At 36.6% G+C, this 9,594-nt stretch carries 13 protein-coding genes and 1 pseudogene; 9 read left to right on the forward strand and 5 right to left on the reverse strand.

All coding sequences use genetic code 11. The features are described from left to right. Positions 1-181: 181 nt before the first annotated feature. The 3 genes from ACFFIT_RS00120 (at position 182) to ACFFIT_RS00130 (ending at position 2,010) form a co-directional block, all read left to right on the forward strand. Entirely contained in the window at positions 182-1,126 is a 945-nt protein-coding gene (locus ACFFIT_RS00120; RefSeq protein WP_385875271.1) for a PAAR-like domain-containing protein, read from the forward strand. Positions 1,127-1,337: 211 nt separating this feature from the next. Beyond that, on the forward strand, positions 1,338-1,472 hold the full coding sequence (locus ACFFIT_RS00125) for a hypothetical protein (RefSeq protein WP_385875273.1): 135 nt from the start codon (positions 1,338-1,340) through the stop codon (positions 1,470-1,472). Between the two features lie 52 nt (positions 1,473-1,524). After that, positions 1,525-2,010 (forward strand): transposase, encoded by a 486-nt coding sequence (locus ACFFIT_RS00130; RefSeq protein ID WP_385875275.1) that lies wholly within the window; start codon positions 1,525-1,527, stop codon positions 2,008-2,010. A gap of 102 nt (positions 2,011-2,112) precedes the next feature. Here ACFFIT_RS00130 and ACFFIT_RS00135 read toward each other — a convergent pair whose 3' ends face one another. After that, a complete protein-coding gene (locus ACFFIT_RS00135; RefSeq protein ID WP_385875295.1) occupies positions 2,113-3,255 on the reverse strand; it encodes an IS3 family transposase in 1,143 nt (380 codons plus the stop codon). After that, positions 3,153-3,668 (reverse strand): transposase, encoded by a 516-nt coding sequence (locus ACFFIT_RS00140; protein WP_385875277.1) that lies wholly within the window; start codon positions 3,666-3,668, stop codon positions 3,153-3,155. Before ACFFIT_RS00140 ends, ACFFIT_RS00135 begins: the two co-directional genes overlap by 103 nt. 100 nt (positions 3,669-3,768) lie before the next feature. On the opposite strand from ACFFIT_RS00140, the gene ACFFIT_RS00145 reads away from it, so the two are divergent. Further along, complete coding sequence (locus ACFFIT_RS00145) at positions 3,769-4,755, forward strand: IS3 family transposase (RefSeq protein ID WP_385875279.1); 987 nt, start codon at positions 3,769-3,771, stop codon at positions 4,753-4,755. Positions 4,756-5,033: 278 nt separating this feature from the next. On the opposite strand, the gene ACFFIT_RS00150 is transcribed toward ACFFIT_RS00145, so the two are convergent. Beyond that, complete coding sequence (locus ACFFIT_RS00150) at positions 5,034-5,426, reverse strand: hypothetical protein (RefSeq protein ID WP_385875281.1); 393 nt, start codon at positions 5,424-5,426, stop codon at positions 5,034-5,036. 356 nt (positions 5,427-5,782) lie between these two features. Then, positions 5,783-6,406, reverse strand: a pseudogene (locus ACFFIT_RS13295) (RHS repeat-associated core domain-containing protein); the annotation flags it as partial. A 139-nt stretch (positions 6,407-6,545) separates the two neighbouring features. On the opposite strand from ACFFIT_RS13295, the gene ACFFIT_RS00160 reads away from it, so the two are divergent. The 5 genes from ACFFIT_RS00160 to ACFFIT_RS00180 all read left to right on the forward strand — a co-directional run bounded on the left by ACFFIT_RS00160 (position 6,546) and on the right by ACFFIT_RS00180 (position 9,296). Further along, on the forward strand, positions 6,546-6,971 hold the full coding sequence (locus ACFFIT_RS00160; RefSeq protein WP_385875284.1) for an ISAs1 family transposase: 426 nt from the start codon (positions 6,546-6,548) through the stop codon (positions 6,969-6,971). Between the two features lie 186 nt (positions 6,972-7,157). Beyond that, positions 7,158-7,337: a hypothetical protein gene (locus ACFFIT_RS00165; protein ID WP_385875286.1), complete on the forward strand. Its 180-nt coding sequence runs from the start codon at positions 7,158-7,160 to the stop codon at positions 7,335-7,337. 102 nt (positions 7,338-7,439) lie between these two features. Further along, on the forward strand, positions 7,440-8,105 hold the full coding sequence (locus tag ACFFIT_RS00170) for an RHS repeat-associated core domain-containing protein (protein WP_446697440.1): 666 nt from the start codon (positions 7,440-7,442) through the stop codon (positions 8,103-8,105). Beyond that, positions 8,102-8,449 (forward strand): DUF7716 domain-containing protein, encoded by a 348-nt coding sequence (locus ACFFIT_RS00175; RefSeq protein WP_385875288.1) that lies wholly within the window; start codon positions 8,102-8,104, stop codon positions 8,447-8,449. The genes ACFFIT_RS00170 and ACFFIT_RS00175 overlap by 4 nt, the downstream gene beginning before the upstream one ends. A gap of 712 nt (positions 8,450-9,161) precedes the next feature. Then, the gene (locus ACFFIT_RS00180; RefSeq protein WP_385875290.1) at positions 9,162-9,296 is read left to right on the forward strand and encodes a hypothetical protein; all 135 of its coding nucleotides are present in this window, start codon (positions 9,162-9,164) and stop codon (positions 9,294-9,296) included. 51 nt (positions 9,297-9,347) lie between these two features. Here the strand turns inward: ACFFIT_RS00180 and ACFFIT_RS00185 are convergent. Beyond that, on the reverse strand, positions 9,348-9,594 hold a 247-nt coding region (locus ACFFIT_RS00185; protein WP_385875292.1), incomplete at its 5' end, for a transposase domain-containing protein.

The raw sequence follows: 9,594 nt of genomic DNA on the forward strand, positions 1-9,594 counted from the left end.
TATGAAAATTTGTTTTATTGAGAAACTACATTTGATCATAAAATTGGTTCTTTTTCAATTTTTTTGCTAAAAAATTGAGCCTAAATCCCCATAAAAATCAATTCACTAAAGATTTGATCTTAAAGCAATAACTTATAAGATCCATCGAATGAATTGAGTATTTAGAAATGAGCACTTCAATATGAACACAGGTGTCTATATCAATGACAGAGAGGCTTGTTCTAAAGCGTCTGATGGCGTTTCTGCTGCGGCGTTTCCTGATCCTTGTTGGACTCCACCTGCGCCACCTGTGGTTGTACCTTATCCCAATACATCCCGATCAAGTACATTGTCTAACGATACAACGACTGTATTTATCTGTAATAGCATGGTTGCCAAAGAAGATCGTTCTTTTTTTGCTACCAGTACAGGTAATGAAGGTGCGACTCAAGGGATGTCTAAAGGCTTGATGACAGGTGTTATAAAAGGTAAATCATATTTTCAGTCTTGGTCCCCGAATGTCCGATTTGAAGGAAGAGGCGTGCCTCGCCATTTAGACATTATGGGGCATAATCAAAGGTCTTTTGCTTCTAATACGCCATTATTTCCGTATGTATCAACTGGAATTTTTGATAAAGACGAATGTGAAAAAGAACGTAAGAAGATTGAACGAGAATGTGCTAAAGATGAGGATAAATCTGAAGAAAAACGCTTTTTAGGTAACAAAAGAAAGAGAGCGAATCAGGACAAGCCACCAAAGGCTAAAAATGGTGAGTGGCACTGGACGGATGATCATTGTACAGGATTTGAACGCACGTTGGTTAAAGGTGATGGGCTTGCTGAGAGTTTAACTGAAAACGACATTGATTTTGATAGATTAAAAGAAGAGTTAGGGACTATAAAAGATCATATAGCTGATTTACGCGAGCATTTTAATTTGCTTCAGAGTGCTGAAGATGAATTAAAAGATATGGCCGTTAATGCTGCGACAAAAGCGGCAGCAAAATTAGCCGCTAAAGCGGCACTGAAGCAAGCTGCAGGTTCAGTTGTCCCGTTAGTGGGTAATGTTTCGATGGGGCTTTGGACACTCTACGATTTTATGGATACAGCTTCTGAAATCATTGAAATTACGAGTTTTGCAGAATAGGCAATGGAGCAACTGGACATCTTTGAATCGGAATTCAAAAAATTTGACGATTTATTATGATGTTCAAGATATTCAAGCATTAATGAACCCCTGTTTACGTGCACGTAAATGTAATTTGGTGCCTTTTAAAAAAGGTAGTACAGAATATAAAAAAGTAGAGCACGCATATAATGGAGGATGCTGCCCGGGCCAAACTGGGCAGCATTTGGTCATGGGTCCAATCGGAACTTGTCAAGATAGCTGTAAGGATTATGATCATGAATTGGCTCCCGTTGTCTGTGTGGAAAGATTCACACAGCACTATGGTAGTCATAAACGAGTGCATGATCCCTATGAATTAGGATAGTTGTTAATAATTTTATAGTACACTATCATTAAATAATAGGAGATTTAGAAATATGGCTAACCCAAAATTTTCAGATGAATTTAAAATGAATGCAATTAAATTAGCTAATAACCGAGGAGATCGTTCTCTGAAAGATATAGCTAAAGAACTCAATATATCCAAAAGCTCTTTAGATGCTTGGCTTAGAAATCATAGAGAACAATTAAATCAACTATCTTCTGATAGTAAACACTGGTCAGCTCAAGAAAAATTATTAGCCATTGCAGAATCCCATGCTTTAACTGGCGAGGAACTCAGCCAGTGGTGCCGTATGAAAGGTATTTTTGAACATCAATTAAAGGCTTGGAAAAGAGAATTTATTGAGGGTTCTGAAAAGAAAAACAGTAACGTACAAACAGCTGAATTAAAAACACTTAAGGATAAGAATAAGGCGCTAGAAGCTGATTTAAAAAGGAAAAATAAGGCATTAGCAGAAAGCGCTGCGTTATTGGTGCTTTCAAAAAAGTTCAATGCGTTGATTTCGGGAGAGGAAGATTAACTGAAACTTCAACGCGCACTAAACTATTAGAGTTAATCTTTGAGGCGGTATCAAATGCGGAGCTTGTCAAGATAGTTGTTAGTTATTTATAATTTTTACATACTAAGCTACACCGTTTGTTTTTTCCTTTTCAGGCATTTCATTAAGCGTCACTTTAGTTATTGGACTCCAATCACGTATATGCCCTTTAGCCCATCTATTAGGATGGCTTTCTTTCTTGCGGTTCATTACCTCTTGTCTTTTCTGTAATTTAGCCACATCCTTACCTGCGCGTTTATCAGCAGGGGTAATAAATTGATTGCTGCTGTGTAAGTGCACATGGTTATACCACTGAACAAACTGATACACCCATTCTCTAGCTTCTTGTATAGTATCAAACGGTTTTAATGGCAATAATGCGTTATATTTTAAAGTTTTAAATAACGATTCTGATATAGGATTATCATTACTTACCCTAGGTCTACTGTGTGAACTTGAGACACCTAGCGCTTCTAACATTGCCTTCATACTCTGTCCTTTCATAGGAGATCCGTTATCCGAATGAATCACTAACTGATTGGGTTGGATATTCTCTTTTTCATAAATATCTTGTATTAATAAAGAGGCATTCTCTGCACTTTCTGAATCAAAGACTTGCCAACCCGTGATATATTTATCAAAGATATCAATGTACATATAGAGATAGAAGTACTGTCCTTTCACATTGGAATTCAAGTAAGTAATATCCCAGCAATAGACTTGATTGCTCGCTGTTGCCACAAGCTCATTGGGTTTATTTGACGCTCTAGGTTTTTTCGTACTGCCACGATGAGTATTTTGTCCAGTTAATCTCATAAAACGATAGAATGTCGATTCTGACGCAATATAAATACCCTTATCATCCATGAGTTTCGGTACGATTTGAATTGGCGATAGGTGCTTATATTCTTCGCAATTCAGATAATGATTCAGTATGTGATACTCAAATTCTGATAGTTTATTTTTAGGCTCAAAATAGGTGCGATGTTCTTTCAATCGCTTATCTACATTAAGACGGAGGTCTTTATTCTTTTTCCACCTGAGGTAAGTGGCATAGGAGAGACCTATCACCTCACAGCATCTAAAAGGTCTGGCCCCATTTGATACTGCCTCAGTGATTAACTCTAATAGTTTAATACGCGTTGATGTTTCAGTGAATTGTACTCTCCCGAAATCAACGCATTGAACTTTTTTGAAAGCACCAATAACGCAGCACTTTCTGCTAATGCTTTATTCTTCCTTTTTAAATCAGCCTCTAGCGCCTTATTCCTATCCTTGAGTGTTTTTAATTCACTCGTTTGTGCATGGCTGTTTTTCTTTTCAGAACTCTCAATAAACTCCCTTTTCCAAGACTTTAATTGATGTTCAAAAATGCCTTTCATACGGCACCACTGACTGAGCTCCTCGCCAGTTAAAGCATGGGATTCTGCAATGGCTAATAATTTTTCTTGAGCTGACCACTGTCTACTATCTGAAGAGAGTTGATTTAATTGTTCTCTATGATTTCTAAGCCAAGAATCTAAAGAGCTTTTGGATATATTGAGTTCTTTGGCTACATCTTTCAGAGACCGGTCTCCTCTGTTATTAGCCAATTTAATTGCATTCATTTTAAATTCATCTGAAAATTTTGGGTTAGCCATATTTTTAAATCTCCTATTATTTAATGATAGTGTACTATAAAATTATTAACAACTATCCTAATTGATAGGGAATGGCGCCAGACCTTTTAGATGCTGTGAGGTGATAGGTCTCTCCTATGCAACTTACCTTAGGTGGCGCAAGAATAAAGACTTTAATCTTAATGTAGATAAGCGATTGAAAGAACATCGCACCTATGTTGAGCCTAAAAATAAACTTTCAGAATTTGAGTATAACATGCTGAATCATTATCTGAATTGTGAAGAATATAAGCACCTATCGCCTATTCAAATCGTACCGAGACTCATGGATGATAAAGGTATTTATATTGCGTCAGAATCCACATTCTACCGTTTTATGAGATTAACTGGACAAAATACTCATCGTGGTAGCACGAGAAAGCCAAGAGCGTCAAATAAACCCAATGAGCTTGTGGCAACAGCAAGTAATCAACTCTATTGCTGGGATATTACTTACTTGAATTCTAATGTGACAGGACAGTACTTCTATCTCTATATGTATATTGATATCTTTGATAAATACATCACAGGCTGGCAAGTCTTTGATTCAGAAAGCGCAGAGAATGCCTCTTTATTGATACAAGATATTTATGAAAAAGAGGGCATCAAACCCAAACAATTAGTTATTCATTCGGATAATGGCTCTCCTATGAAAGGACAGACTATGAAGGTAATGTTGGAGGAACTTGGTGTCTTAAGTTCACATAGTAGACCTAGGGTAAGTAATGATAATCCCATCTCAGAATCGTTATTTAAAACCTTAAAGCATAACTCACTTTTACCATTAAAACCCTTTAGCAATATACAAGAAGCTAGAGAATGGGTGTATGAATTTGTGAATTGGTATAACAATGAACATCTGCACAGTAGCAATAAATTTATCACCCCTGCTGATAAGCGTTCAGGTAAGGATTTAGCTAAGTTACAGAGAAGACAAGAGGTAATGAACCGCAAGAAAGAAAGTCATCCGAATAGATGGGTTAAAGGGCGTGTACGTGATTGGAGTCCAATAACTAAAGTAACGCTTAATGAAACACCTGAAAAGGAAAAAGCAAACGGCGTAGCTTAGTAAATAAAAATTATAAATAACTAACAACTATCTTGACAAGTTCCGTTCTTGCTTTTATATTCCACTAAGGTACGGTGGTGGTCATATACGTCGGTATAATATTGTGAGGTTTTACTTATCCGTCTGCTCAAGGCATCGTATTCGTATTGCGCTACCCACTCATCCAAGTATCAAGCATTGATGATAGGCTAACCAGTAAAATCTTGTCACTCAGAGGCAGGGACCCTGTTCAATAAAGAACAAGGCAGGCTCATTTTAACTATCGCAGATCTCGTATTTTAAAAGTCGAGCAGCGCGTTATATATAATTATTTGCTCGTCATCTAAAAATATTGCCTTATCAGGCGCACCCAAAAAAAATGGGGATATAATCAAGCTGCGTATATCATCCATTTCATGCGATTTTTTTAAAAAAATTTTTAAATCTTCTTTTTGTGTTTTGAACGTTCTTCCCATAAAAAATTTTTGCTTACCTTTACGCATAATACAATTATGTGAAATATAATACATTTCTTTGTCCAACTTTAAAAAGAGCTCGTTTATACACTCTAATGAACAAATTAAGGAGCCAGTGCGGACTATTTTATTCATTTTAAAAAATATTTCCGCTTCATCTTCTTTTGATTGAAGAGCTATTTTATTGAGGTAATCAAAGGAATATTTGTTTTTCATAATTAATTCGGTATATCGTAAAAAATGTGACCGTCTGTTCCATTATTGTACCATTTAATATGAAGAGCATCACCAAGTCCATTTTCTGGTTCCATATGTTGCTCATACCCTTTAGGGTATTTAGGTACTCCATCAAGACGCTTACTTTGTGTATGTGCCTTATAACGGTTCATATTACCTTGTGATTCTTTTAAAAATGCTTTTGCATCAGAGCTTGTCCTAACCTTTACTTGAAATTTTTCACCTTTGGCAAGCGCTTTTTGAAACTCTTTAATCGCCTGATTCCATTCTTTGCTGCCTCTGACTAGAGGCTTCATTTCTGAAGCTTGAATGCTCAATTTTCCACTGTAAAAACTACAACTCCAACCCAACGGGTCAATCCAACTTAATGGGTTTGGGGCATATTGATACAGATTTATACCACCAGCCAGTCCTATCGGGTCTTGCTGAGTGAAGCGCCCTGTTTCTGGGTCATAGTATCTGAAGGTATTGTAGTGCAATCCTGTCTCTTGGTCAAAATATTGCCCCTGAAAACGCAGGGGTTGACCGTAAAGTAAAGTGACTTGGTTTTTTGCAGGTCGGCGATAATTTCCCCATAAATACTCTTCTGTTTCAAAGATGAGTTCGCCTTGCGCACTTGATAAGGCATAGGGGGCACCATTAAGCTGAGTGTGATAGTAAACGATTTCGTCTTTATCTATTTCATGCCAATGGTCAATCAGTGCTAACGGTGCATAGCTATTTTCTTCATAAGCATACCACCTTCTGTTCTCGGTTTTTGAAGCCTCGCTTTCTCCTGCGAGCCTTAATCCTTGCCAATAAAACAGTTGCTTCTTGCTTTTATATTCCACTAAAGTACGGTGGTGGTCATATACGTCGGTATAATATTGCGAGGTTTTACTTATCCGTCTGCTTAATGCATCGTACTCGTATTGCGTCACCCACTCATCATTTCCTTGTTTGACCACACTTTGAATCATTCTGTGGTGCTCGTCATATTCAAACTTTAAAAAGTGAAGATGGAGCAGAAAATGTTGCTGTAATTAGACGCTTTTGCCTTAATTTATGCAAGCTCCATCCTAGAAATGACACTATGGTTGGTAAAATAAAACAATGTGAGTGGAGCGACAGATTCAGAACCAAAGTGATTTTTGGTTAATTAGGAAAAAGTATGCGTTTGCCCTGTGTCCTGAAGTAAGAGTTATCATTAAAATTACTCGAGAACGCCAATTGAATAAATCAGGTAAAACAGAAAGTGAAACTCTGTACTACATCAGCTCTAGGAACGTCGATGTTGAAGAAACAGCCAAAGCAATAAGACATCATTGGGGAGTGGAAAATAATGCCCACTGGCTCTTAGATGTCACTTTCAAAGAGGATGATTCTCGTATTAGAAAAGATGATGGTGCTGAGAATGTAGGTATAATCAGAAGGTTCTGTCTAAACCTTTGTAAGTTGAACCCAAGAAAAAACAGTATGGTAGGCAAAATCAAAAAATGTGGTTGGAGTGATGAATACAGGCAAGAAGTTATTTTTGGTCAATGAGTTACAATAAAATCGCTCAAAAAATAAACAAAGCGCACATTCACCCTGAAATAATGATAAAAAATACACTAATTAATCATTTTTTGAACAGCGGAATGTAAGTTGTATTATGTATTTTTTCATAACGCATAATCCTCGATGGGTTGAAATTATGCTCAGTTTAGTGAATTTATTGGCTTAATCTAGATGTGTTGCTCGGATGCTTACGATTTAGCTAAGTTACAAAGAAGAAAAGAGGTAATGAACCGCAAGAAAGAAAGCCATCCGAATAGATGGGTTAAAAGGCGAGTAAGTGATTGTAGTCCAATAACTAAAGTAACGCTTAATGAAACACCTGAAAAGGAAAAAGCAAACGGCGTAGCTTAGTAAGTAAAAATTATAAATAACTAACAACTATCTTGACAAGTTCCGTATCACACTCAGCTTAATGGTGCCCCATATGCCTTATCAAGTGCGCAAGGCGAGCTCATCTTTGAAACAGAAGAGTATTTATGGGGAAGTTATCGCCGACCTGCAAAAAACCAAGTCACTTTACTCTACGGTCAACCCTTGCGTTTTCAGGGACAATATTTTGACCAAGAAACAGGATTGCATTACAATACCTTTAGGTACTATGACCCAGAAACAGGACGCTTCACCCAACAAGACCCCATAGGTCTGGCTGGTGGCATAAATCTGTATCAATATGCCCCAAATCCATTAAGTTGGGTTGACCCGCTGGGGTGGGCTACAAGGCCCAATAATGGTAAATATAATTCCTTTTTTAATTCTATGGTTGATCCAAAAAACTATTTTTCAAGCGATGTGGTTCAATTTAATCGCGCAAATAAGGAATTCATTAATGAAATGAATAAGAATGCTTCTTTTAGACGGGATATGCTTGGTAGATACCCTGAATTATCTGATTGGATGAAAAATCCTAATATGGGAACTAGTCCAGCGGGCTTAACCTGGCATCATCATGAGACTAAAGGTTTGTTAACTCTTGTTGACCGAATTGATCATGCGAAAAATCATGCGTTATATCACCCAACAGGGAAAGGAGGACGAGATATATGGGGAGGTGGTAAGGAAGGGCGGCAAGGTAAGTTAGATGGTAAAACTGGTAAACCGAAAAGAGGAAAATGCGTATGAAAAAACTAGAGTTTCAAAGAGAATATACGTTAAGTGAGTTAATAAATGATATTGTAAAAAAAGGCTATAAAAGCAATAATTTTTGCTTATATACAAAAGGATATGTTTCTCTAGCTACAGAAAATCTTATTTGTTATTTAGAGTGTTATCCAACGATTAATGATGATGATGAGGAAGAATATCCAAAATTTGTTATTAAACAAAATCTAGAGCTTTTTTATTATGGAGAACAATTTGAGGATGTTCTTACCAATGTCTTACACCAAAAAAATACAGCATCAATCGAAGATTTTATCACTAGTTTAAATTATTATTTGAATAATGATGCTTTTTTAACATTATAAACTCCATATATGTGTGACGGCTATGATTTTAAACCTCGCCATTAAAATCTGATGCTTTTTTAATAAAAGTACTAGAGAATTCGAGTTTTATCTATATTGCTCTTTAAAAATTAACTCAAACAGCACACCAGCACTATAATGGATTTGGTCGCTTTCAGTCACAAAGTAGTGTTGGCACACAAAAAAAACCGTAATCATTCATTCAAGATATTTTATCTAAAATATCTTGAATGAATTGTGGGTAGCAATTTTTCATCAATAGCGTTTCTAAAGCTTCCAATACCGTGAGACCATGCTTCTGGCAAGTTGAAATATAACTGCGAATAAGGCAAAACATTTCCGCGCCTTTAATCGAACGAAAACACCCAGAGATATTCTGATATACCTTAGTAACTCTAATATCTCGTTCGCCTTGATGTAAACCGGAACTTGTCAAGATAGTTGTTAGAGGCAGTTGCAAAATTGATAATTACGATTAATTTATTAGGGTAAATTAGTTGAAATTTAAGTGGTAGAATGCGAGGTAAGTGCTAGATTCCTAACCAAATTAATGGTAAAATTAAGTTTCTCAGACAAAAAAGGAAACTAGCGCATGCATAATATATTATCTAATTCATTCAATTAACTTTATTTTTACTCTCAAAATGACCTTTTCTCGCATATAGAATCCAAAGGTACTGTTTTAACTGATAAATTCTCCGAAGTTATCACAGTGATAGAGCTCTCTGAAATAGACAAATTCGTTATATCGACTGCTCGTGGTTCAGTCGGTCGCACCAATAAATATAGAGTACAAATTGCCAGAGCTTTTATCGCAAAAGCAGTTTTAAACCTAGGCACAACGTAAGCATACGAGGAAGACATCTAGATTACTAATTTTTGTCAAGTATAATGGGCGTTATCGAGGTTGAGTTTTTTCACACTCAGTTTTTTGAATTGATCTGATTGGTAAGAGTTTGTCTAGCTCGTTATATTTCCAAGTGGGCAACACCGCTAAGATTTCTCGTAACCATTGCTCTGGATTGATACCATTGGCTCTTGCTGTGGCAAGTAGACTCGTGATATTTGTCATCAGTTGCCCAGCAGCAAGTGAACCTGCGAATAGCCAGTTTTTTCTGCCTAAAGCGATAGGCCTGATGTTTCTT

Source organism: Thorsellia kenyensis, from assembly GCF_042432445.1.
Lineage (GTDB): Bacteria > Pseudomonadota > Gammaproteobacteria > Enterobacterales > Thorselliaceae > Thorsellia > Thorsellia kenyensis.